At 47.3% G+C, this 24,914-nt stretch carries 23 protein-coding genes and 1 other annotated feature; of the genes, 17 read left to right on the top strand and 6 right to left on the bottom strand.

Annotation, left to right across the window (positions count from 1 at the left end; genetic code table 11):
- The first annotated feature begins 39 nt into the window (after positions 1–39).
- From rny to L696_RS0118820, 12 genes are all read left to right on the top strand, one after another.
- Positions 40–1,584 (top strand): ribonuclease Y, encoded by a 1,545-nt coding sequence (gene rny / locus L696_RS0118765; protein WP_014281153.1) that lies wholly within the window; start codon positions 40–42, stop codon positions 1,582–1,584.
- A gap of 76 nt (positions 1,585–1,660) precedes the next feature.
- A complete protein-coding gene (locus L696_RS0118770; RefSeq protein WP_025685008.1) occupies positions 1,661–2,455 on the top strand; it encodes a TIGR00282 family metallophosphoesterase in 795 nt (264 codons plus the stop codon).
- A 129-nt stretch (positions 2,456–2,584) separates the two neighbouring features.
- A complete protein-coding gene (locus L696_RS0118775) occupies positions 2,585–2,845 on the top strand; it encodes a stage V sporulation protein S (protein ID WP_007430104.1) in 261 nt (86 codons plus the stop codon).
- A 127-nt stretch (positions 2,846–2,972) separates the two neighbouring features.
- Positions 2,973–3,986 carry a dipeptidase gene (locus tag L696_RS0118780; RefSeq protein ID WP_025685009.1) on the top strand — a complete coding sequence of 338 codons (1,014 nt, stop codon included), beginning with the start codon at positions 2,973–2,975 and terminating at the stop codon, positions 3,984–3,986.
- Between the two features lie 193 nt (positions 3,987–4,179).
- Positions 4,180–5,268, top strand: coding sequence for a low temperature requirement protein A (locus tag L696_RS0118785; RefSeq protein WP_025685010.1), 1,089 nt, complete (start codon positions 4,180–4,182; stop codon positions 5,266–5,268).
- 164 nt (positions 5,269–5,432) lie between these two features.
- Positions 5,433–6,005 (top strand): phosphate propanoyltransferase, encoded by a 573-nt coding sequence (gene pduL, locus L696_RS0118790; protein WP_013309962.1) that lies wholly within the window; start codon positions 5,433–5,435, stop codon positions 6,003–6,005.
- A 295-nt stretch (positions 6,006–6,300) separates the two neighbouring features.
- On the top strand, positions 6,301–7,854 hold the full coding sequence (gene miaB / locus L696_RS0118795) for a tRNA (N6-isopentenyl adenosine(37)-C2)-methylthiotransferase MiaB (RefSeq protein ID WP_025685011.1): 1,554 nt from the start codon (positions 6,301–6,303) through the stop codon (positions 7,852–7,854).
- A gap of 83 nt (positions 7,855–7,937) precedes the next feature.
- Positions 7,938–8,390, top strand: a complete 453-nt coding sequence (locus L696_RS0118800; protein WP_025685012.1) for a YlbF/YmcA family competence regulator — start codon at positions 7,938–7,940, stop codon at positions 8,388–8,390.
- A gap of 121 nt (positions 8,391–8,511) precedes the next feature.
- Positions 8,512–8,934, top strand: coding sequence for a PaaI family thioesterase (locus tag L696_RS0118805; RefSeq protein ID WP_025685013.1), 423 nt, complete (start codon positions 8,512–8,514; stop codon positions 8,932–8,934).
- 65 nt (positions 8,935–8,999) lie between these two features.
- On the top strand, positions 9,000–9,788 hold the full coding sequence (locus L696_RS0118810) for an NUDIX domain-containing protein (RefSeq protein WP_025685014.1): 789 nt from the start codon (positions 9,000–9,002) through the stop codon (positions 9,786–9,788).
- 68 nt (positions 9,789–9,856) lie between these two features.
- Positions 9,857–10,423: a cysteine hydrolase family protein gene (locus L696_RS0118815; protein ID WP_025685015.1), complete on the top strand. Its 567-nt coding sequence runs from the start codon at positions 9,857–9,859 to the stop codon at positions 10,421–10,423.
- 119 nt (positions 10,424–10,542) lie between these two features.
- A complete protein-coding gene (locus L696_RS0118820; RefSeq protein WP_025685016.1) occupies positions 10,543–12,006 on the top strand; it encodes a nicotinate phosphoribosyltransferase in 1,464 nt (487 codons plus the stop codon).
- Positions 12,007–12,077: 71 nt separating this feature from the next.
- On the opposite strand, the gene L696_RS0118825 is transcribed toward L696_RS0118820, so the two are convergent.
- Entirely contained in the window at positions 12,078–12,593 is a 516-nt protein-coding gene (locus L696_RS0118825) for a MogA/MoaB family molybdenum cofactor biosynthesis protein (RefSeq protein WP_025685017.1), read from the bottom strand.
- A 260-nt stretch (positions 12,594–12,853) separates the two neighbouring features.
- Between L696_RS0118825 and L696_RS0118830 the strand changes: the two genes are divergently transcribed.
- The 3 genes from L696_RS0118830 (at position 12,854) to L696_RS0118840 (ending at position 16,477) form a co-directional block, all read left to right on the top strand.
- Complete coding sequence (locus L696_RS0118830) at positions 12,854–13,183, top strand: four-helix bundle copper-binding protein (RefSeq protein WP_025685018.1); 330 nt, start codon at positions 12,854–12,856, stop codon at positions 13,181–13,183.
- Positions 13,184–13,261: 78 nt separating this feature from the next.
- Positions 13,262–13,518: a binding site (T-box leader), on the top strand.
- Between the two features lie 61 nt (positions 13,519–13,579).
- Positions 13,580–15,304: an arginine--tRNA ligase gene (argS, locus tag L696_RS0118835; RefSeq protein ID WP_025685019.1), complete on the top strand. Its 1,725-nt coding sequence runs from the start codon at positions 13,580–13,582 to the stop codon at positions 15,302–15,304.
- Between the two features lie 204 nt (positions 15,305–15,508).
- Positions 15,509–16,477, top strand: coding sequence for an S-layer homology domain-containing protein (locus tag L696_RS0118840; protein WP_025685020.1), 969 nt, complete (start codon positions 15,509–15,511; stop codon positions 16,475–16,477).
- Between the two features lie 109 nt (positions 16,478–16,586).
- Here L696_RS0118840 and L696_RS0118845 read toward each other — a convergent pair whose 3' ends face one another.
- Together L696_RS0118845 and L696_RS0118850 are read right to left on the bottom strand one after the other, a co-directional pair.
- Complete coding sequence (locus L696_RS0118845; protein WP_025685021.1) at positions 16,587–18,779, bottom strand: ABC transporter ATP-binding protein; 2,193 nt, start codon at positions 18,777–18,779, stop codon at positions 16,587–16,589.
- On the bottom strand, positions 18,779–20,536 hold the full coding sequence (locus L696_RS0118850; RefSeq protein WP_025685022.1) for an ABC transporter ATP-binding protein: 1,758 nt from the start codon (positions 20,534–20,536) through the stop codon (positions 18,779–18,781). The genes L696_RS0118845 and L696_RS0118850 overlap by 1 nt, the downstream gene beginning before the upstream one ends.
- Before the next feature lie 590 nt (positions 20,537–21,126).
- On the opposite strand from L696_RS0118850, the gene L696_RS0118855 reads away from it, so the two are divergent.
- Positions 21,127–21,429: a HesB/YadR/YfhF family protein gene (locus L696_RS0118855; RefSeq protein WP_014281172.1), complete on the top strand. Its 303-nt coding sequence runs from the start codon at positions 21,127–21,129 to the stop codon at positions 21,427–21,429.
- A 135-nt stretch (positions 21,430–21,564) separates the two neighbouring features.
- Here L696_RS0118855 and L696_RS0118860 read toward each other — a convergent pair whose 3' ends face one another.
- The 3 genes from L696_RS0118860 to L696_RS0118870 form a co-directional block, all read right to left on the bottom strand.
- The gene (locus L696_RS0118860; RefSeq protein ID WP_025685023.1) at positions 21,565–22,077 is read right to left on the bottom strand and encodes a hypothetical protein; all 513 of its coding nucleotides are present in this window, start codon (positions 22,075–22,077) and stop codon (positions 21,565–21,567) included.
- Positions 22,078–22,217: 140 nt separating this feature from the next.
- Positions 22,218–22,661 (bottom strand): DUF441 domain-containing protein, encoded by a 444-nt coding sequence (locus L696_RS0118865; RefSeq protein WP_025685024.1) that lies wholly within the window; start codon positions 22,659–22,661, stop codon positions 22,218–22,220.
- A gap of 22 nt (positions 22,662–22,683) precedes the next feature.
- Entirely contained in the window at positions 22,684–23,655 is a 972-nt protein-coding gene (locus tag L696_RS0118870) for a YpdA family putative bacillithiol disulfide reductase (protein WP_025685025.1), read from the bottom strand.
- 321 nt (positions 23,656–23,976) lie between these two features.
- On the opposite strand from L696_RS0118870, the gene L696_RS0118875 reads away from it, so the two are divergent.
- Positions 23,977–24,573 carry a DUF2087 domain-containing protein gene (locus L696_RS0118875; RefSeq protein WP_025685026.1) on the top strand — a complete coding sequence of 199 codons (597 nt, stop codon included), beginning with the start codon at positions 23,977–23,979 and terminating at the stop codon, positions 24,571–24,573.
- Positions 24,574–24,914: the final 341 nt, after the last annotated feature.

Genomic DNA, 24,914 nt, shown 5'->3' on the forward strand with positions numbered 1-24,914 from the left:
AAGGAATGCCTTGGAGGAACCAACGAGGAGGTGAACAGTATGATGACTGCGATCTGGTTCGTTCTCGTTGCTGTAGCCGCGTTATTCTTTGGGTTCGGGATTGGTTATTTTATTCGCAAATCTATTGCAGAGGCTAAAATCTCCAGTGCGGAAGAAGCTGCCGCGCAAATCGTGGAGAACGCGAAAAAAGAGGCAGAAGCGCTGAAGAAGGAAACGGTATTGGAAGCGAAAGACGAAATTCACCGCATCCGTGCCGAAGCTGAAAAGGAAACTCGTGAGCGTCGTAATGAAATTCAACGGCAGGAACGAAGACTGCTGCAAAAAGAAGAGTCGCTGGATAAAAAATTGGAATCGCTGGAACGTAAAGAAGAACAAGTGGCCAACAAAGAGAAACGAATCGATGAAACCCAGCAGCAGATTGATTTGATTTACAAGAGTCAGGTAACTGAGCTGGAGCGTATTTCCAATCTGACGACGGAAGATGCGAGAAGTATTATTCTGTCCAACGTAGAACAGGAAGTTCGTCATGAAACCGCTCAGATGATTAAGGAAATTGAGCAACAGGCCAAAGAGGAAGCGGACAAAAAGTCTCGTGAAATCATCACACTGGCCATCCAACGCTGTGCAGCGGACCATGTGGCGGAAACGACGGTTTCCGTGGTCACATTGCCGAATGAAGAAATGAAAGGCCGGATTATCGGACGTGAAGGCCGTAATATCCGTGCGCTTGAAACCCTTACGGGAATTGACCTCATTATTGATGATACGCCGGAAGCTGTTATTTTGTCCGGATTTGATCCGATTCGCAGAGAGATTGCGCGTACTGCGCTTGAGAAGCTCGTAGCGGACGGACGGATACATCCGGCTCGTATTGAAGAAATGGTGGAAAAATCCCGTAAAGAAGTGGATGAACGAATTCGCGAGTATGGCGAACAAGCCACCTTCGAGGTGGGTGTGCATAGCCTGCATCCGGATTTAATCAAGATCCTGGGACGTCTCAAGTTCCGTACAAGCTACGGACAGAACGTATTGAAGCACTCGATGGAAGTTGCATACTTGACAGGTCTGATGGCCGGAGAACTGGGCGAGGACGTTACACTGGCAAGACGGGCAGGGTTGCTGCATGACATCGGGAAGGCGCTGGATCACGAAGTGGAAGGATCACACGTTGAAATTGGCGTGGAACTGGCGAAGAAGTACAAGGAACACCCGGTCGTCATCAACAGTATTGCTTCACATCACGGCGACTGCGAAGCGACTTCGGTGATTGCCATGCTGGTTGGGGCGGCAGATGCCCTGTCGGCAGCAAGACCGGGAGCGCGGCGTGAAACACTGGAGACGTACATCCGTCGTCTTGAGAAGCTGGAACGCATTTCCGAATCTTTTGAAGGCGTGGAAAAATCGTACGCCATTCAAGCTGGACGCGAAGTTCGCGTCATGGTGCAGCCAGAGAAAATTGATGATGCGGAAGCATTCCGACTGGCTCGCGATATAACGAAAACGATTGAAAATGAACTGGATTATCCAGGGCATATCAAGGTTACCGTCATTCGCGAGACCCGTGCGGTAGAATACGCAAAATAAAAGCAATTTAACGAAAAGTGGCCGCTGTTTGTAGGGCCACTTTTCGTTATGTAAGGCATACCAGGGAGGGTTTTCTATCAACGTACTATTTATTGGAGATATTTTCGGTAGTGTAGGCAGAAAGGCATTAAGGGAAAATCTCCCTTCGCTAAAATCAAAATACAACCCGCATATTATTATCGTGAACGGGGAAAATTCAGCTTCAGGAAGAGGTATTACTCCAGCTATCGCCAGAGAATTTTTTGATTGGGGCGTACATGGGATTACAATGGGTAATCATACTTGGGACAATAAGGATATATTTGATTTTATAGATGATGAGCCGCGTATCATACGTCCGGCAAACTTCCCGCCAGGAACGCCGGGGCGAGGCTATACCGTGGTGAAAGGTGGAGGCAAGGAGCTGGCGATCGTTAACTTGCAGGGCAGAACCTTTCTGCCACCCATCGATTGCCCGTTCCGTGCAGCAGATGAGATCGTAGATGAATTGCGCAAGAAGCATAAGCACATTCTGGTTGATTTTCATGCCGAAGCGACATCGGAAAAAATCGCTATGGGTTGGCATCTAGATGGCCGTGCTTCAATTGTTGTTGGTACACACACCCATGTGCAGAGCAACGATGATACGATTTTACCGCAAGGAACTGCGTATCAGACAGATGTGGGCATGGTAGGTCCCTATGAAGGAGTACTTGGCATGCAGAAAGACGCCGTGTTGCAGAAATTTCAGACTCAGCTTCCAGTACGTTTTCAACCGGACAACGGAAAATGGCATTTTCACGCAGTTAGCGTAGAGTTGAATGACACCGACGGTATGGCGCGCAAAATTCAGAAAATCAGACTCAAAGAAGATGAATGGCGGATGGATTAACGTTTTTGGAAGCTGATTAAGGAAAGAATAAGGAAAACTGTCACCAAAAAGCAGGAATTTTTTGCTGACCCTCGAATAACATCTAATAGTGGAATCAAACCATCATCATTCCCAGGGGAGGTACTTACTATGGATGTATTAAAAGTATCAGCAAAATCCAATCCCAATTCAGTTGCAGGCGCACTCGCAGGGGTACTGCGTGAACGCGGAAATGCCGAATTGCAGGCGATTGGAGCAGGTGCACTGAACCAAGCCATTAAAGCTGTAGCCATTGCCCGGGGATTTGTCGCACCAAGCGGAGTGGATTTGATTTGTATTCCTGCTTTTACGGATATTGTTATTGACGGAGAAGACCGGACTGCAATCAAGCTGATTGTAGAGCCAAGATAATAAATGCTAGTTGCCTGAGCCTGTTTACGATGGTGTAAACGGGCTTTTTTGCATGGAAGTCTCCTTTTATTACATAGATTGTAAGATAACTTCATCACGCTGTAATCTATGAATGGAGGTAAGATGCATGAACAGTAAACTACACATGAAATGGTCGGTTGCCGATTTGCATTGTGATGTGTTGTGTAAGATGCAGCTCAATCCGCAGGTGGATTTCAGTCATCCGTCGCTTGATGTTACAAGAGAGCGTTTGCTAGAAGGCCATGTGCACTTGCAAACATTCGCTATATATATTTCTCAGGTGCTGGGTACGCCAAGATTTGAGCATGTAATTCGTCAGGTTGAACTGTTTAGGCAGCATATGATATCCCCACCTGGCGGGTTGAAGCCGCTATTGTGGAAGGAAGACTTGGAAGAACGTAAGGATACATTAGTGGGACATCGGGAAGGCAATGGAATGCAACAACTTCAAGGATCACCGTGGGCTCTGCTATCACTGGAGGGAGTGGACGCGTTGGAAGGGAATCCGTTTTATGCTGAACTGTGCTATGCCTTGGGAATCCGTTTGATTGGGCTGACGTGGAATTATGCAAATTGGGCGGCTGACGGCATTATGGAGCAAAGAGGCGGCGGCCTGACGCGCAAGGGGCATGAGCTGGTCAAGCGCTGTAATGAGTTAGGCTTGCTGCTAGATGTATCGCATTTGTCCGTACAAGGCTTCTGGGAAGTTCTGGAGGCGGCGTCTCAGCCGCCGATTGCTTCGCACTCTAACTCCTTCGCGATATGTCCTCACCCACGTAATCTTCGGGATGAACAGATTCGTGCGCTGATCGCGCGTAACGGACGGATCGGTTTGACCTTCGTCACGATGTTTCTCAAAGAGCAGGGTACGGTGACCGCTGAGGATTTGTTGCCACACATTGAACATATTTGTTCACTAGGCGGCGAACGTCATTTGATGTTCGGATCTGATTTTGACGGTATCGAGCATCATGTGCAAGGGCTGGAGCATCCGGGGAAATATCCGGGTTTTGCAGAACTGCTGCTGAAGCATTATCCTGGGGAACTGGTCAAGGGGTGGCTGGGGGGACATGCGCTGGAATATTTGCAAACGAATCTGCCTTCCAAAATGTCTTCTTAAATAGCTATTTAATAGCAGTTATTTTTAGTTGCTTAATACCCTTGACAATGCGAGCTATATTACGAAATAATTGGAGCATCCTAGTATTGCATGGTGCTAAAAAACAACGCTTGCTGAAATATGACATACCTTGGGGCGAGCCTGACGAGTCACCATGCTGTACCGCCATGTCAGAGGGGAGCTCCATTACATAATGTTGATAAAAAAGGTTACCTGGCTTGAACTCTTTTATGACTTATTATTCGTAGCCGCTGTCTCCAAGGCCACTCATGTTTTACTACATGTTGAGCATGATAGTATTTCTTGGGAGCATCTGGAAAAGTTTATTTTGATTTTTATTCCGATATGGTGGGCTTGGGTGGGACAAACTGTCTACAACAACCGTTTTGGTCAAGACAGTATAACGCATCGAATCTTTATGATCCTTCAATTGTTTTTCGTGTTAATCATGACTGCTAGCCTTAATATAGATTTTGACGCGTATTATGTATCTTTTTTTGTTGGCTATATTGGTTTAAGAGGCTTGACTGCCGTTCAATATTTACTTTCGGCACCCAAAGAAACGGCTCATAAACAGGAAACAGCTCATTTTTTCGGTACCTATTTTTGGATCGGAATAGTCATCTCCAGTTGCTCGCTCTTCTTTGACTCTTGGGTTCGATATTTGATTTTATATGCCGGCATTGCTGTTGATATCCTCGTTCCTTTGATTGGTCGTAAAAAATTGGTGATTACACCTATCCATACGGAGCATCTATTAGAGCGCTTTGCACAGTTCACCTTAATCCTGCTTGGCGAATCAGTGATCAGTATGCTTGCTGTTTTACAATCTGATCATTTTACGGTCTCTTCCGTTGTATTTGCTGCCTTGGCTTTTGTATTAGTCATCGCAATCTGGTGGCAATATTTTGAGAATATGGAGAAGCGGGTAGATAAATCAAAACAATCAGCAGGACAGACTATTATTTATGGTCATTTGTTTATTTATTGTTCACTTAGCATGCTAGCAGCTTCGATACAGCTCTTGTTTTTGGGACAGGTCGCCTATATCTTTGCACTTTGCTTTACCTTTGCTTCTGTATTTATTTACTTTCTGTCAGTTCTGCTGGTATTCCATCGGTACAGATTAAGCCATCTTAAACCAAGTCTTAGAGTCATTCTTTTCTTAACTGGAGTCCTCTGTGTCTTGTTTATCCTTAATGTATTTATTGTTGTTCCCTCTCATCTCATCGTAGCTGAAATCATGCTGTTCTTTCTCCTGTTTGCTAAAACGACGGTTTGATCTGTCAAGGATGTAGTGTTAATCTGGCGAGTGGGACGATATTTAACGCTGATTGGGGCGAAAAACGGAACTTTGTCCCGCGCTCCTTTTCTTTCTTGGCAAAGTAGGAGTATAATATCATAGATGTGTAAAGTATTGTATAGAGAAAAAGGAGTGACCATACGATGAGTAAAATCGTACCTGTCGGCGTTTCTGCACGCCATATTCACCTGACTCAAGAGCATATTGAAATTTTGTTCGGAGCAGGATATCAACTGACTGAATTTAAACCACTGTCCCAACCAGGACAATTTGCCGCAAATGAAACGGTAGCTGTAATTGGTTCTAAGGGCCAATTTGATAAGGTTCGTATTCTAGGACCAGCTCGTCCAGCTTCCCAGCTTGAAATCTCTCGCACAGATTCCTTTGCTATCGGTGTAAAAGCGCCTGTACGCGAATCTGGCAGCATTGACGGTACACCAGGAATCACAGTAAAAGGCCCAGCCGGAGAAGTGGAACTGCAAGAGGGTGTAATCGTAGCTGCCCGTCATATTCATTTCCATACATCTGATGCAGCGAAATGGGACATTAAGGACAAACAGTTGCTGAAAGTACGTGTCGGCGGCGAACGTGGTCTTGTATTTGAAAATGTTCTTGCGCGTGTGTCCGATTCTTTTGCTTTGGATATGCACATTGATACGGATGAAGCGAACGGAGCCGGTGTGAAAAACGGTGACAACGCTGAAATCGTAGACTAATATACGTATATAATGCCGAAAGGTAAGGGCCCGATTCTTGCTAAAGAGTCGGGCTTTTTTTACATACTAAGGATTCTCAAAATTTTTATCTATAAAATTATGGGCATTAGATTCACTGCGTAACCAATTGGCGTTCACGGGGATATATGGCGATGGCTTATAAATCATGCTATAATTTAATGTAATGCCTTTTTCAAAGGAGTTTTTACGGGCTTAAAAGAGATTTACCCATATGCAAAGATACAGTAAAAGCGTGATTGGCGTGAAATAGATGGTGTAAGGAGTGACCGAAGGAATGGCCAAGGAAACGAAAGATTACTCTAAATATTTTGATTTCTCGGATGCAAAGATCATTTCTCAGGATGAGCATAGCAAAAAGATCCGCATTCGCGGACGTGAAATCAATATTATTGCGGAGCCGAATCATAGAAAAGAAAAGCAACGCGGTAAAGAAGACGTACAGGTATTGTACGATAACGCAGTTCCGGATGAGCTGAAGCATATCGGCGAGGGAAAGCATTACATCGTGTACACATTCGGTTGCCAGATGAACGAGCATGATTCCGAAACGATTAAAGGATTGCTGGAGCAAATGGGCTATCAGGCGACAGCGGATCGTAAGGAAGCGGACATCATCTTGCTGAATACGTGTGCGATCCGTGAAAATGCGGAGGACAAAGTATTTGGCGAACTGGGCCACCTCAAGCATCTTAAGACAGAGAAGCCGGGCATGCTGCTTGGCGTTTGTGGCTGCATGTCGCAGGAAGAGAGTGTCGTCAACCGGATTTTGCAAAAGCACGGTTTTGTCGATATGATTTTTGGTACCCATAATATTCACCGCTTGCCGCAGCTCGTCAAGGAAGCACTCTTCAGCAAAGAAATGGTGGTCGAGGTGTGGTCCAAGGAAGGCGACATTATCGAAAACCTGCCGAAGAAGCGCGAGGGTATGCGGGCTTGGGTGAACATTATGTACGGCTGCGATAAATTTTGCACCTATTGCATTGTTCCCTTCACTCGCGGTAAGGAAAGAAGCCGTCGCCCCGAGGATGTCATTGCTGAGGTACGGGATTTGGCGCGCCAGGGCTTTAAGGAAATTACCTTGCTGGGTCAGAACGTCAATGCCTATGGCAAGGATTTGAAGGATATGAATTATAGATTCGGGGATCTGATGGACGATATGCGTAAAATTGATATCCCGCGTGTACGTTTTACAACATCACATCCGCGTGATTTTGATGACCATTTGGTTGAAGTGCTTGGTAAGGGCGGCAATTTGGTGGAGCATATCCATCTGCCTGTTCAATCCGGCAATACGGATATATTGAAGAAAATGAACCGAAAATATACTCGTGAGCGCGTTCTGGAGCTGGCGGCGAAGATCAAAGCGGCTGTTCCGCATGTTTCGCTGACAACGGATATTATCGTAGGTTTTCCGGGCGAAACGGACGAACAGTTTGAAGATACCATTTCTCTCGTACGTGAGGTCGGTTACGACTTTGCCTACACCTTTATTTATTCACCACGTGAAGGTACTCCAGCCGCGTCCATGGAAGACAATGTGCCTATGTCGGTCAAAAAAGAGCGTCTACAGCGTCTGAACAATGTGGTGAACGAAAACAGCCTCCGCTTTAACGGTAGACTGCGTGGCGAGGTGGTTGAGGTGCTGGTGGAAGGCGAGAGCAAAAATAACAGCAAGGTGCTTGCCGGCCGGACCCGTTCCAATAAGCTGGTGCATTTTGAAGGCTCCAAGGATCTGATCGGTACCTTTGTGCAGGTGAAAATTACGGAGCCTATGACCTTTTACATCCAGGGTGATTTGGTTCAAACTGCCGTGACGGTTAACGGTTAACAAAATAGCGTAGCAAGGCTTGCATGTGGATCAAATATGAGTTGTATGTACGACCGTATAAGTGAGAAAAGGAGCGATGGACAGTGACAGAGGAGCGGTTGCAACAGTCAGAGCTTCAATCGGCAGCGCGCCAGCATGATCATTTGGTCAATCGTGATATGATATTGGCGAAAGCTCAAGAGTTGGCGGGGATTTTGGGCAACAGTGAGGAAGTGCAGGTATTTCGGAAAGCAGAAGATAAAATCCGTGATCATCAGCGCATCCAGCATCTGATTGCAGCGATGAAGAAAAAGCAAAAGGAAATTGTGGCCTTTGAATCCTTGAAGAATCAGACGATGATTGCCAAAATAGAGGCCGAGCTTCAGGAGCTTCAGGAAGAGCTTGACGGCATTCCGATTGTAACGGAGTTTCAACAAAGCCAGGTGGAAATTAATGAGCTGCTGCAAATGGTTATCATGGCGATTCGTGATACAGTTGCCGAAAAGGTGAATGTAGAAGAGGGAAAAAGTACTTCTTCCTCCAATTGCAGTGACTAGAATGATGTGTGGTGTGGAGGCTCAGCCTCCACGCCTTTTTTTCAGGTGCAACTTGTAATCATATGTACTGTGCCAGACCTCAAGAGGAAATGGGACACATAGAAAGGATGAAGGCTAGGAAATGGATATTTTGCGTAGTTTGGTAGAGGGTGAAGTAAATACATTTTGGGAGTATTTGGGCTGTGAATTGATCGAAGCTGATGCAAAAGAGGTACATATCGCTTTACAGGCCGGACCACAGCATACCAACGTGGTGGGTATTGTTCATGGGGGCGTACTCACAACATTGATGGATCAGGCGATGGGGATGGTTAGTATGGTTTCACGCAATATGGAATTATGTGTGACGACGAATCTGAACGTTCATTTTTTGTCAGCGATGAAACAAGGACGATTGGAGGTTAAGGCGCGAATTCTCCATCAAGGAGGGCGTACCATAACGACTGAGGCGGAAGTGAAGGATAGTGAAGGAACGCTCGGCTGCATGGCTACGGCGACATTCCGGGTATTGCGTAAACAACCAGATCATTTGGATAAGGCCTGACGCTTGACAAAACTTTTTATTATGTCATAATGAATTTATCAAAATGATATAATATGGTGATGCCAATGGATAACGAACGTATAAACGAAGAGGCGCAGAAGGCGTCGTATAACATTAAGAAATATCGCACCCCGGATGGTGCTCCGGCAGATATCGTCATGTTCACCTTGACCAAGCGGGAGCGCAAGACGGTGACGAAGACGTTGCCGATCCGTGAGCTGAAGGTAATGCTTATCAAGCGCCGCAGATGGCCGTTTGCTGGACGTTGGGCGTTGCCCGGGGGCTTTTGTCAGGAAGATGAATCCATGTACGGAGCCGCCAAGCGCGAGCTGTTAGAGGAAACCGGCGTAGATGGTGGGCATCTGGAGTATCTAGGTGTGTATAGTGGACCTGGGCGTGATCCGCGCGGGTGGATTATATCACATGCGTTTTTTGCACTGGTAGAGGAGTGGATGCTGGAGCAGCGGCAAGCGGCGGATGATGCTTCGGAGGTCGGACTGTTTACGATCCGTGAAGCGCTGGAGGAGTTGGAGCTGGCGTTTGACCATCGGGACATTATTGTGGATGCCTACCGGAAGATTCAGTTGCAAATGCTTCAGACGACGATAGCCAAGCAGTTTTTGCCTCTGCATTTTACATTGGGCGAGCTGTATCAGGTCATTCAAAGTGTCGTACCGGATTTCGAGGAGCCGAACTTTATTCGTAAAATAACGTCGACTCGCAGCAGACAGGGAATATTAGAAGAGGTACGGGACGAGAACGGCAAACCGCTCAGCTCCAATCAGTATTCACAGAGACCTGCACAGCTTTATCGTTTTAGTGACAGGGTGCCGCGGTTGTCTATCTACACCTAATGTATTGTAGTAGGTCACGTAAAGAAGCGCACAATCCCCAATTTGAGGATGAAGGAGCTGGCTGTACGATGAAGGCGTTGATTGTTATTGATTACACGAATGATTTTGTGGACGGTAGTCTGCCTGTAGGCCAACCGGCAGTTGAGCTGGATGACCGGATGGCAGCTATAACGCAGGCGTATGTAGATCAAGGGGACTTTGTCGTAATGGCAGTGGATCTGCATGAGGAAAAAGACCTTTATCACCCGGAAAGCAAGCTGTTTCCTCCACATAATATTCGTGGAACCGGGGGACGAGATTTGTATGGCAAGCTCCATAATCTCTATGCGAAACAGAGGGATTCCATCTATTGGATGGACAAAACACGATACAGCGCCTTTGCTGGCACGGATCTGGAACTCAGGTTGCGTGAACGTGGTATTACGGAAGTTCATTTGATCGGTGTGTGTACGGATATATGTGTACTGCATACGGCTGTAGACGCTTATAACAAAGGCTTTGCGATTACGGTATACAAGGACGCTGTGGCGAGCTTTAATCAGGCCGGACATGATTGGGCTTTGGGTCATTTTCAGGGCAGTCTCGGAGCCGACGTATGGTCGGCTGAGGATACGATTTTACGCCAGAAGAAGTAAATAACTTAACGATTGTGCACCCATATCCGATAACAGAATGGAGTTGGATATGGGTGCATACGGATGGACAAGGCGGTACGCCGCTGCCAAACCGGGGACAGTCAGAGAGGATGATTACGATGCAGTCAACGAGCCTCGCATTACATACAGATAAATATCAAATTAATATGATGTACGCCCACTGGGTGAACGGAAGTCACCAGCGCAAAGCTGTGTTTGAGGCATATTTTCGCAAGCTGCCTTTTGGCAACGGATATGCGGTGTTCGCAGGTTTGGAACGCATTGTGAATTATATTGCAAATCTGCGCTTTACAGAAGAGGATATCCGTTACCTCTCAGAGCAAGAGGAGAAGTATGATCCCATGTTTCTGGAGGCATTGCGCCAGTTTAGGTTTGGCGGAACCGTTCATTCGATGAAAGAAGGGGCGCTTGTTTTCCCAAATGAGCCTCTGGTACGCGTCGAAGGAACGATTATGGAAACACAACTGGTTGAGACAGCGTTGTTGAATTTTATGAACTACCAGACGCTGATTGCGACGAAGGCGTCGCGCATCAAGCAGGTGGCAAGCGGCGATACGCTGCTGGAATTTGGCACACGGCGGGCGCAGGAAGCAGATGCGGCGATTTGGGGAGCACGGGCAGCTTATGTAGCGGGCTTTGACGCAACTTCTAATATGCTGGCAGGTGAGCACTTTGGTATTCCGACCAAGGGAACGCATGCTCATTCCTGGGTGCAGACCTTTATGAGCGAGCAGGAGGCTTTTGACGTGTATGCGAAGGTTTTACCGGATCAGGTCACACTGCTGGTGGACACCTTTGATACGCTGGAGAGCGGTGTTCCCCATGCGATTCGGACAGCGAAGATGCTGGAGAGTCAGGGCAAACGCATGAAGTCGATCCGTTTGGATAGTGGTGACTTAGCTTATTTGTCCATTCAGGCGCGAGAAATGCTGGATGCCGAAGGCTTGGATTACGTACAAATTGTAGCCTCCAATGATTTGGATGAAAATACGATTTTTAACTTAAAGGCCCAAGGTGCGCGTATTGATGTATGGGGTGTGGGAACACAGCTCATTACAGCTTCGGATCAACCTTCACTGGGCGGGGTGTACAAGCTGGTCGAGCGGGAAGTAGAAGGCGAAATGCTGCCGACGATTAAAATTTCGGGCAATCCGGAAAAGGTATCCACACCGGGCAAGAAGGATGTATATCGTATTATAGATAAGAAGAAAGGGAGAGCTGTCGCCGATTATATTTCTTTTCCGGACGAAGATCGTCCGCGCAATGGAAAGCGGCTGAAGCTCTTTAACCCGCTGCATCCGTATATGAAGAAGTATGTGGAAAATTACGAAGCAGTTCCGATGCTGGAGCCTATTTTCGTAAATGGACAGAAAGTGTATGAGCTTCCCGAGCTGGATGAAATTCGTGCTTACCATACTTCCCAGTTGCAATTGTTCTGGCCGGAATATTTGCGGAAGCTAAACCCGGAAATTTACCGTGTAAATCTCAGTGAAAAGGTATGGGGGCTGAAACAAAAGCTGATCGACAGCTATATGCAGCCAGAAGTAGAAGAAAAGGAATAGCTTTAAGAAGGCACCCTGCAAGTGATGAGGTGCCTCTTTGTGTTTCAGAGCGTGGGAGGGAAATATGTGTGTTATTTGTAAATTTCCCTCATGACATGCCGCAGCTCAGGTATAATGATGCGCTCCATCGCCAAACGGACGGCTCCACGCGAGCCTGGCATGGAAAATACGGCTGTCCGGCCCACGGTGCCTGCCACAGCACGACTCAATATCGCTGCTGAACCAATATCCTCGGCAAAGCTTAAATAACGGAAGATTTCCCCGAATCCGGGCAGTTCCTTATCCAGCAGAGAGGAGACGGCTTCATATGTTGTATCACGCGGGGAAATACCGGTGCCGCCTGTCAAAAGAACAGCCTCAATGTCATCGCGTTCGGCGGCTTCGGATACGAGCTGCCGGATGCCGTCATAGTCGTCTTTGACGATAACATATCGGACTACCTGATAGCCGTTCGTTTCCAGCAAATCCACCAGTAGTCGTCCTCCGGTATCTGTCTCCATGGTACGGGTGTCGGAGACGGTTACAACCATGCAGCTAACCTGCTGTGGGGCCTCCAGTCGATGCTCCTCTACAGAAGATATATTCATTGCAATGCTCACTCCTTGATCTATGTTAGACATACTCTTTTTACAATAGAGGAATGATTGCTGGTGTGCAAGTCAGTAGTAGGCACGAGGAAGGGGTGTGATTTATTCCCTTGCACGGATGGGTTGGAATATAGTACACTTCCTTACATAAGTCGGGATTTCTTGTCTGGTCATTGATGAAAGCGTGAACAACGGTTGATTAATCTCAATTGTCGGCGGGTAATAATGCAGCAGGGTCAACAACAGGGAGGTAATGTATTATGAAACATTCATACCAACAATGCGTAGATGCTTGCCTGGAATGTATGAACGCTTGCAACGTTTGTTACGTGGCGAGCTTGAAGGAATATGATTTGGCTATGCTGCGTGAGTGTATTCGAGTGAGCAGGGAATGTGCAGAAATATGCGGGTTTGCTGCTCAAATGCTGGAACGCGGAACGGAATTTGCCGAGCAAATTTGTGAGTTGTGTGCCAAAGCCTGTGAAGTATGTGCTGCTGAATGCGGTAAGCACGCCCATGAGCATTGCAAGCAATGTGCAGAAGCCTGCCGCCGTTGTGTTCAGGCTTGTCGCCAAATGGTGGCTGTGTAATTACATATTATCGAGTCAGCGCCTGAACAGAAAATAAAAGATTGCTTTCCACTGGATAGGTTTGTATAATGATGGGAATTAACGTCTTGGAACGGGAGAGTAGCAGGGGAGCCATATCATTACAGCGAGCCGGAAAAGGTGGAAGCCGGTATGAGGCCCAACGTGAAGCGCACCCGGGAGACGGTTGTTCCAACACGGAGTTCCGTTAGTAGATCAACCCGGTGGACACCGTTATTTGTCATTGGAGTGAAATCGGCGATTAATGCATAAGTTCGTTGCGCAATCCGATTTACGAAGAGTGGTACCGCGGGGATATTGAAGTTCTCGTCTCTTGAATAATTCAAGAGGCGGGAGCTTTTTTTGTTAGATTCTAAATGAAAAAAAGGAGAGAAAGCTATGCTGCTGTCGATCGCTACTCAGGCTATTTCCGCCCATACGGGCTTGGAGGAAAAGGAGATTTCGTCTTTATTGGAGGTACCGCCACAGCCGGAATGGGGAGATGTGGCGTTTCCCTGTTTTTTGCTGGCTAAAAAGTTTCGGAAGTCTCCACAGCAAATCGCACTGGAACTGGCGGAAGCAATAAATCGTGAGGAAGGACTGACTGCTTCGGCATCAGGAGCCTATGTAAATATAACACTGGGGCGTTCCGTTCATATTCCACTCATGCTGGCTGAATTGAGCCAACCCGAATTTTTCAAGCCAGATATCGGACACAGACAGCGGATAGTGATAGATATGTCTTCGCCCAATATTGCCAAACCGTTTGGTATCGGCCATCTTCGCTCTACTGTCATCGGTGCTGCATTGTACCGCATTCTCGGAGAAATGGGATATATTCCGGTTAGTGTGAATCATCTGGGGGATTGGGGAACACAGTTTGGTAAGCAAATTGCGGCTTATAAAAGATGGGGAAATGAGGAGCAGCTACAGCAGGATCCGATTGGAGAATCTCTGAAGCTGTACGTGCGTTTTCATGAGGAAGCCGAGCATGACTCATCTTTGGAGGACGAAGGTCGAGAATGGTTCCGCCGTCTGGAGCATGGAGATGCCGAGGCTCAGCGGCTATGGGAGTTTTTTGTTGAAGTCAGCTTGCGTGAATTTGATCGTATGTACCAGCGTCTGAACATTACATTCGACCATGTGCTGGGAGAGAGCTTTTACAATGATAAAATGCAGGCGGTTGTTGTCCAATTAAGGACGAAAGGGCTGCTGGAAGAAAGTGACGGTGCACTTGTGGTGCGTCTGGAGGATGAAGGGCTGCCGCCTTGTCTTATTTTGAAAAAGGATGGGACTACCATCTATCCGACACGTGATTTGGCTACGGCGATCTACCGTCATGAGGTTATGAAAGCTGATCGGTTGCTGTACGTGGTAGGTGGAGAGCAGCAGTTGCATTTCCGTCAGGTGTTTGCGGTGCTAAAGCGTGCGGGAGAGACGTGGGCGGAGCAGTGTGAGCATGTGCCGTTTGGTCTGATGCGCTTTGCAGGTAAAAAAATGTCCACAAGACGCGGCAAGGTCGTAAAGCTGGAGGAGGTGCTGGATGAAGCAGTAGCCCGTGCTCGATCTATCATAACCCAGAAGAATCCCGATTTACAGGATCAACAGGAAATAGCCGAGGACGTCGGCATTGGGGCGATCATTTTTGGCGACTTAAAAAATAACCGCCTGAACGAAGTGGATTTCTCACTGGAAGACGCGTTAACCTTTGAAGGTGAGACAGGCCCTTATGTACAATACACACATGCACGTATACGTAGTCTTTTGGAAAAAGCTCATGCTGGCACTGGTACGGTGGCTGGATCTAGTATAGATGTTCCCGCGGGGGAACGTCATGCACCTGATTCAACGTATACATCCGATGAAATGCTGGGGGATGCAGGTTGGGCGCTGCTTAAGCAACTGATTCGTTATCAGGGACAACTGGTACGTGCGGCTCGGCAACTGGAACCTTCGGTTATCGCGAGGTTTGCGCTGGATACGGCGCAGGCGTTCAACCGCTTTTACGCCAAGGAACGGATTGTCGATGGTGGGCCGTGGCGCATTCAGTTGGCGGAACAAACCGCTGATATTTTGGCACATACGCTGCAACTTCTTGGTCTGAAAGCACTTTATCGGATGTAGTCAAATGGTCTGAGGAAGAATGCCCGCAAAGTGAGTATCCTTAGAATGTATCCTAGGACGTGAGCAGAAAAGAGTTAAACGGGTTACACTAACTGTAAGTATCGTAAGCTTTTTTACAATCAATTTTTGAGTATCTGAAACATTTGTTGATAGTATTGCGTCGATAAGTATAGAAGAAACATAGTAAATATGGAGGTGTATCTCATGAAAAAAAACAAAAGCGTGACAGCAGCTTTGCTCGTGATCTGTTCGTTGGCAGTGGCTACGTCAGCTTCTGCTTTTCGTGATATAAAAGGAACCGAGCAGGAGAAGATTGTAAGTTCGCTTCAGAACAGAGGGATTATTCAGGGCATTACCAAGGATAAGTTTGCGCCTGATCAATCACTTACGTATGCACAAGGGGTGCATTTGGTCGTTAATGCGATGGATCTTCAGGTTATGCCGGATTTCACGACGGGTTCCTTCGCAAATATTCCGTCTTCGGCATGGTATGCCAAGTCTTACCGGATTGCGGCTCAACACCAAATTCCTTTGTCACCGGATATTGATCCAAGCACTCAGATGACAAGAGAACAATTCGCGAATATACTGTACAAAGCGGTTAGTGCAACCGGAGAATATCCAACAGTCCGCATGTACATTAATGTGGCGGATGGCAAGAAGCTGGACCAAGATTCAAGCGAAGCGGTTCAGTTCCTGCTGTTGACCAAAATTGCAAAATTAGATGAAAAGAGCAACTTTAATCCGGAACGTAAGGTAACCCGAATGGAGGCAGCAGAGATGGTCTATAATGCATCCGAATTTGTGCAAAATCATAAACCGATTGAATCTACTCCAGAAAATCCGGCTGAGCCTTCAGATCCGGGCCAGCAAAATGGTATTAGTATGAGCGTAGAGAAGGTGAATGACCAACAGAATAAGGTAACATTAACCCGGTTCCAGGCACCCAATCCCGGTTACGGTATTGAAGTGGATCATATCGACTATGTAGATGACGCCAATGCAGTGATTTACTACAAGTTGACAAGTCCAAAGCCGGGGGAAATGAATATCCAGGTCATTACGGATACCCACACCAGTACCCTGGTGGACAGCAAGTATAAAGTTACGATTAAGGCAGTAGAGGGAACCGTTTTTCCTTCTACAGGATCAGGCACCTCGGTAGCCCAATAATACTTGTAGCCTACACACAAAACATATATTTAGATAAAGCAAAACAGCAAGCCTCCATTGTATTTATCCGGAGACTTGCTGTTTTTTATGCATGCTTTGTGGGCTTGCTTTATGCGCTTCCTCCAGCCAAGCCAGGTCCGTTTTGACCTGAGCCCGGTTTCTGCAAGGAGCGGGTACCTGCTCGGGTATCGGCTTTTCCAGAAGTCGCAGCTCCTGCTGCTACAGCAGTTTGCTCTGCAAGCAAAGCTTCCTGTTCCGACGATGCAGTAGAGAATGCATTTGTACCTGTTGCCGTTGTTCCTGACTGGAGCTGATACATCTGGAAGTAGCGACCGCCCTGAGCCATGAGTTCGTCATGGTTACCGCGTTCGACAATCTCACCCCGATGCAGCACCAGAATTTGGTCCGCACTGCGGATAGTCGACAGACGGTGAGCAATGATAAAGGTAGTACGCCCTTTTTTGAGCACCTCCAGCGCAGATTGGATAAGCGCCTCGGTTTCAGTGTCAATATTGGCAGTAGCTTCATCGAGAATCAGAATCGCCGGATCAAAGGCCAACGCGCGGGCGAAGGAAATGAGCTGACGCTGCCCGGCTGATAAAGTACTTCCTTTTTCGATCACTGGCTCGTCAAAGCCTTGTGGCAAGTGGGCCAGCAGTTTGTCAGCCCCAACATCACACAGTGCTTTGTTCACCTGTTCTCTGGTAATCCGGCTATCTCCCAGACTGACATTGGAGGCTACTGTACCTGTAAACAAATATGGATCTTGAAGAACGATTCCCATATGATGGCGTAGCCACTGCTTCGGTATGTCCTTGACAGAGGTTCCGTCAATGGTGATCGTTCCTTTTTGCGGATCATAAAACCGGAACAGCAGGTTAATAATCGAGCTTTTTCCCGATCCGGTATGTCCGACGAGTGCAACCGTTTGGCCGGGATGTGCTGTAAAGGAAATATGCTTAAGGACATCATCCTTTTTGTAGGCAAAGGTTACGTCGTCGAACTCCACCAGACCTTTGTAACGCGGCATCGTGCCGTCTGTTACCTGTTCTCCGGTTTCATCCATCAGTTCAAATACCCGTCCCGAGGATACGATTGAAGTATCCAGCACCGCAAGCTGGTTGACCATACCAGTCATCGGTTGGAAGAGTCGTCCCAATACATCGACGAAGGCGTATAGTACGCCTAGTGATACAGCACTGCCTGTCGTGCCAAGCGCCTCGGCTCCGAAATACCACAACACGACGGCAAAGGCAAGATTTCTCAGCACATTGACCAGATTGTGTGAAGTGAAGGCGTTCAAATTCAGCATTTTATTCTGATGCTTCATATAATCATCGTTCAGTTCTTCAAACTCATGTTGCGTTTGTTTCTGGTGCCGGAACACGCGAATAATGGACATCCCTTGAATAGATTCGTTGATAATTGCATTAATCTCACTGAGTCGGGACCGAATGATCGTATTAAAGCGGGTGGCGACTTTGCGGTACAGTACAATCCACAAGATCAGCAGCGGTACAATGAACAGAGAGATCAGACCCAGTCTGAAGTCCAGCAAAAAGAGTGCGACATATACACCGGCCATCGTCACAATACCTGAAGTGAAGTTCGACAGTACGGCCACGAATAAATCTTTTACCGCTTCTGTGTCATTCGTAACACGGGATACGACCTTGCCTGCGGGCAGATTGTCAAAAAAGTAAACTGGCAACCGTTGAATATGTGCGTAGAGGTCAAGCCGAAGCTTTTGAATAACCTTGTTGGCCGAGGATTGCAGCCAGTAGGTTTTACCAAATTCAGCAAAAATCGAAATGACCAGAAAGAAGCAATACCAGCCAATCAGTTGAAAGATACCGGGCATTTCCGGCTTGTAAAAGCTATACAGCTCATCGGCTGTCAAAGCCTTGGCATCATAGCGAAAGGTGTCGGAGCCGCGCGTCACCGTCAGCGTGCCGTTCGTAAAGGAACGGTTACCGTCAGCTACCTGCACCGAGCCATCAATAAATACGAAGGATTTTCCAACTTGTAAAATCCTTGCTTCACGCCCTTTGGGCTCCCCGGCCTCAAAGCGGTCTTCACGCTTAAAATGGGTCCCGGCATAAATTACGGTGCCGTCCACGCTAGTTGTCTCGTAAAATGGTTTTTCAATAGCGAGCATATGGTCGTCGATCATCGTTTTGGCAATGAAGGGTCCGGCCAGCTCAGCGGCTACCCCGATAGCCAACGCGATGAGTGCGGCGATAAAGCCTGCTTTGCTCGTCAGGGCATACTGGAATAGCCTTTTGCCGATATTGAGTTTCATTAGGATACCTCCTCTGAGGTCAGAACAGATTCCACTTGCTGCCGTTCATACTGTTGACGGTACCATCCGTCCGTCTGAAGCAGCTCGTTGTGGGTTCCTTCCTCAATAATGCGTCCTTGCTCCAGCACGACGATCCGGTCTGCATGTTCTACAGCCGAGAGACGGTGAGTGGAGATCAGAGTTGTTTTACCCGAGCGTTTACGTCGAATATTATCAATGATACGTGCTTCTGTTCGAGCATCAACCGCGGACAGTGCATCGTCTAGCACCAGAATATCCGGATCGCCGATAAAGGCGCGTGCCAGCGAAACACGTTGCTTCTGGCCGCCGGACAGGGCAATGCCTTTTTCTCCGACAAGTGTATCTAGTCCATCGGACAAGGTGCCTAAATCCTGATCGAAGGCTGCGGTACGGATCGCTTCCATGATGTCTTCATCATCTGCACGCGGTTTACCGAACTGAATGTTCTCACGCACTGATTTGGAAAACAGAATTTGCTCCTGTGGCACGTAGCCGATCCAGCTGTGCAGTTGTTCAACTGCAATGTCCTCCAGCCGAGTGCCAGAGATTAAAATGTCACCGCTACCCGTCGGGTATTCATGCAGTAGCTGTTTGAGCAAGGTGGACTTCCCGCTGCCCGTTCGGCCGACGACACCCAGCGTTTCCCCTCGTTTCAGCTCCAAATTCACATGTAACAGATTGTCAACAGATGAGGTTGGATAGCGGAAGGTAACATCTTTCATCGTAATGGACTCGGGGTGGTTAACCGTTACAGGCTGAGCTGCATCTTGTACGTCCGGCTCCACATGGAGAATTTCGTTCACCCGATCGAGGGAAGCGCTACCGCGCTGCATAATGTTGATCAGTTCGCCAATGGCAAACATCGGCCAAATCATCATCCCCAGATACATGTTAAAGGATACCAGTTCACCCAGCGTGATATCGTTATGAAATACCAGATAAATACCATAGCCAAGTCCGATCACATAGCTAAGCCCTACGCATAAGCGGATCGTCGGTTCGAAGAGAGCGTCCATTCGGGCGACCGCCAGATTTTTGCGAAATACGTCATCGGTAATATCGGCGAACCGTTTTTCATCCATTCGTTCCTGTACATAGGCGCGAATGACCCGGATACCTGCCACGGATTCCAGCACTTGGTCGTTCATATCGCCAAATGCATCCTGTGCCAGCGTGTAACGCTCGTGAACGGCTTTACCGTAAATGCTCATTGCCAGCGCGATAAAAGGAAGGGGCAGAACCGCCGCCAGCGTCAGCTTCCAGCTAATCAGGGTGCCCATGGCGACCAGCACGACGCTCAGGTAAACTGTAGAGTCAGTTAGCGTCAGCATGCCAAAGCCCGCAGTACTTGCCACGGAACGAAGGTCGTTCGTAGCACGAGCCATCAGGTCACCAGTACGATTGCGTTCAAAAAATGGAGGTGTCATCCGCAGCAGATGGTTCATAAAGCGTGTGCGCAACAGGCGCTCCACCAGATTGGCACCCCCAAACAGCTTGTGCATCCATATGTACGTAATGTAGTAGATGACGGCAAGAATGCCCAAAATGTAAAAAATATAACGCCAGAGCGAGGACCATGAAATTGAACCGCGTACGATCTCATCAATAGCGCTGCCTAGCAGCCGAGGCGGAGCCAGCTCCAGCACGCCAACGGCTATCAGCATAAACAGCCCAATCGAGTACCGGCTTCGTTCTCTTTTAAAAAACCAGCTTAAATTTTTGAGTACCGAAAACAAGAGGAATCCCATCCTTTCATGAAAAGCTCATGCGAGAGTTGTTGTACCATTTTGAATAAACAATAACGGCTTGCTACCACTAGCTTCAATCCGGTAACAGGCGCAAAAAAGGCATACCGTCCGCAGACGATATGCCTTAAATCTCAATATCATATGGCGCGCAGGTATTTTCAGCACACTCACCACTGAAAAACTGCTCAAACGCAGGCAGCCACTCGTATTAAACCATACAACGTGAATGGCCCAATTCCGAAGGATGCGTCAGGGGAGATGCTCCGGTATGAAGTTGTTGTGTTTGTAGAGTTGGGTAAAAGGCGAGATGAATGTTTAGCACCGGTAACACTCCTTTCTTCTTCGAATTGGATTCATTCTGACCATGAGTAATCGTTCAAATTGGTAATTAATTTCAAAATGGATCTCGTATGCTTGAATCTTAACACCGTCTTTTGCGAATTGTCAAACCTTTTTCAAAAAAATGTATATCGCTCGCTGGATATTTTTACTTGAGTAAGGGGCGGTTGGTGGCCATTCTAAAGAATACTATGATATAGTTAACAGGACGTAATTGTACAAGGAGATGAGCATAACGCATGAGCATACAGGTAACTGAACCAGCGGCACAGTGGTACATCAAGGAGCTTGGTCTGAACCGTGGAGATACCATCCGTTTTTTTGCCCGCTATAGTTCTGGCGGTGGGTTACATCCAGGCTTCTCTCTGGGAATTGCCGTAGAGCCTCCGCAGCACCCCGTACTACAACATGAAGCGGCTGGCATTACGTTTTATATGGAGGACCAGGATTACTGGTACTTGAAGGGTCATCATCTGGAAGTAAAGTATCTGGAGGAACATGACGACATTATTTACACGTATGCCGAGGAAGAGCAGTCTTAATGCTCTAACGTTAGAAATAGCTTGCAGGTTAACCGTTTGGAGACATGAAAAAGCGGCGGAGTATCGCATTACAGGGGATTAACCTGTGTGTGATACTCCGCCGTTTTGTTGTCCTTGGGACGCGTGTGCTGCATGTTAAGGGTTGTTAAGCATCGGACCATCCACCGCAAAATCAAAATCATCAATATCGTACACATGTACAGGTACGGAAGCTTCAATAATGCGATGAATCCAGTCCAGTTGATCTGTCAAAATGGGTAATTCTTCACGTTGGGCTGTTAGCACCAGTTCGGTCTCGATTGGATCAAAATATTCTCCGTAATGCGCAGTGTCGACGGCATTAATGACGATCAGTGAGGTGTTAGCGTCGAACAGGATGGGCAAGCTTTTGGCCCAGGGCATCTGAAGCGCGCGCCGGATTTTTTTCTGATTCAAAGGTTCCTCAAAATAGCTGATCAGTTCGCTTACCTTTCGCTTCACATGCTGATCGTCCGCAGGATTATCCATGAGCGGCTCTGTGCTATCCTGAAATTCGTATAGCTCCAGCAGCGACGTGTAAGGTACTATATATTCCACAGGGGCGGGAGTTGTAAGCAGTTGGCCATATATGGCAACCATTACAGCTTCCGTTACAAATTTTCGGGACATCGGTCAAGCCTCCTGCATTTACCAAATTATGCGATAAGAGTATAACACAAAGCGAGACTGAATTCAGTCCGTCATGCAGATTGCTCAGGTTTTTTATGGACAGCATCTTCCAACGACAGACGAAGGATAAGCGAGGAAGTCTAGGTGCGTCCGATTAACAGTGACAGCAGCCCGGCGGCGATGAGCGGCCCTACAGGAACACCTTTGAAGAAGGCGACACCAATCACGGTTCCGATAAGCAAACCCGTCACAATGATGGGCTGTCCGGACATCAGAGTTACTCCGCGGCCGCCAAGGTAGGCTACCAGGATGCCAATAGCAATAGCGAGCAGCGACTTCCAGTGAAGGAAGGACTCTATCACCTGGCTAATGCTGATTTTACCGCTGGCCAGAGGGGTCATCACACCAATGGTCAGAATGATGATCCCGATCGTCAATCCATACTTTTCAAGCCAGGGGAAAGCAGTATGAAAATGGGTTACCCGAAGTAGCAGTAGTACGACCATGGCAATGGTGATGGTGGAGTTGCCGCTGACAATTCCAAGACCAGTCAGTACCAGCAGGATGAGTGAACTGTAATCCATATCTGTGTTCTCCTTAGTTCATTTAGCTTTGAATATGTTCAGCGATTTGGCGACCGTGCCAGCGGCCTGTTTCAATGAACACCTCATTGGCATTGCTGCCGGAAGCGATGACACCCGCCACATATATACCCGGTATATTGGTCTCCATCGTGGAAGGATCATATTCCGGTTTGTCCAGACCCTCAGCCATGTGGACACCTACAGACTCCAGTAGCTTCCGTTCCGGGTGAAACCCGGTCAGAGCCAGTACAAAATCATTTTCGAGCCGGAAAGCTTCTGCCTCCAACGGGGTGACCACTACATAATCCGGATGAACTTCAGTGATGCGCGCGCCCAGATGGAGCGTAATTTTTCCTTTTTGCACCATACTGTCGAACAGTGGACGAACCCACGGCTTAATGTATTCAGACAGTTCGGTTCGGCGATACACCATGTCAATGGTAGCCCCGACACGTACGAGTTCTATCGCTGCATCCACCGCTGAATTGCTGCCGCCGATGATTGCGACCCGCGTGCCGGTATAGGGATGGGCTTCACTGAAATAATGAGTAACTTTATCTAATTGTTCCCCGGGAATGCCCAAATAGTTCGGATGATCAAAATATCCTGTAGCCACGACGACATAGCGTGACGAATACGTTTTGGCTATTCCCTGCTTACTCACCGTATGTACAGTAAATGTAGCATCATCCTGTCGTGTGATCGTTTTTGCTTCCTCATAATGACGGATGTTCAGGTTATAGTGTGCAGTTACCTTGCGGTAATACGCCAGTGCTTCATGACGATAAGGCTTGTCATTAGGCGTACTGAACGGAACATCGCCAATTTCCAGCAGTTCAGCCGTGCTGAAAAACTGCATGTTCGTCGGGTACAGAAAAATAGAGTGAACAATGTTACTTTTTTCGATAATGACGGTTTGCAAGCCTCTGCGGCTGCATTCGATTGCAGCGGACAGCCCGCAAGGCCCGCCTCCAATAATGATTACGTCGTGCATTTCGATGAACCTCCCGTGATATTGGTCTGTTGCGCCTGTTTTGCAGTAGTATGGTAGACGTTTCAAAGCGCTAATTCATAAAAATTTGAAAAGGCGAAACAAATGAATATATGCAATCTCTGCACAAAAGTCAAGTAATATCATCCTACCGCAATGCGTACACAATATCCAGCCGTTTTCAGAAAGAAGTAAAAGAATGATACGATTGACAGCTACTTTTAACAATCATATAATTAGATATATATCTATTGTTATGTGTAGAATTTAATTTTTCACGCAAAGTATATGGAGAGTAGTTAGTGATGAAAAGAGGCGTTAACGATGCAACTGGATAAAATGGTCAACTATCATAAAGCGCTTGCTGATCCTACGCGTATGCGTATATTGCTGCTCTTGTCACGTGGAGAGATGCATGGTCAGGCTTTGGCGGAAAAACTGAATTTATCCCAACCGACTGTCACGCATCATGCTTCCAAGCTTCGTGAAACGGGGTTAATCAAGGAGCGGCGTGATAAGAATACGGTATATTTCACACTGAATCCTGAACTGATCAGGCAGCATGCCGAGGCGACGGTGCGATTTATTTTTGAAAAAGGAGAGGGGGAGGAAGAAATGTCAGAGGTTAATGAAACGCTGGAAGCGACAGTCTTGCGTAATTTTTTTTCCAAGGACGGCAAGCTGCGTCAAATTCCCTCGCAATACAAGAAAAAGCTGATTGTACTTCACATGCTGGCAGAAAAGCTGGAGCCGGGCCGCGTGTATCCTGAACGTGAGCTAAACGAGTGGATTAAGCAGTATCATGAGGATTTTGCGACAATTCGGCGTGAGCTGATTATGCATCAGTTTATGTACAGGGAACGTGAAATGTATGAATTGAATCCACGTGAGATGTGGACGCGTTGGGATCAAGTGCGCTAAAAGAAACTTGAAAAGATTTAAAAAAGGTTTGCGGCAGACTTGACAGACGAATTGTGGACTTGTATGATTAAGGAAATTTTAGGAGGAGGCGATGTTATATGCGTACGAACATGAATGGATTGGTTCAGCAGCAGTATGACGTTGTCTCCCGCACGGATGATGCACAGTTGAAAACTATATGAAATAAGTATAGTTTTTACATGGCATTCGGTTGAGCAGTAGAACCGATGAAATCCGCAGGGAGCGATTCCCTGCGGATTTTTTTATGATTAGGGTCTTGGGATAGCCTCGGCCTGAATCATACACCCTCCGCAGGGGTTTTCCCTGCGGATTTTTTGCGT

This window comes from Paenibacillus maysiensis (genome assembly GCF_000520815.1).
Taxonomy (GTDB): Bacteria; Bacillota; Bacilli; order Paenibacillales; family Paenibacillaceae; genus Paenibacillus; species Paenibacillus maysiensis.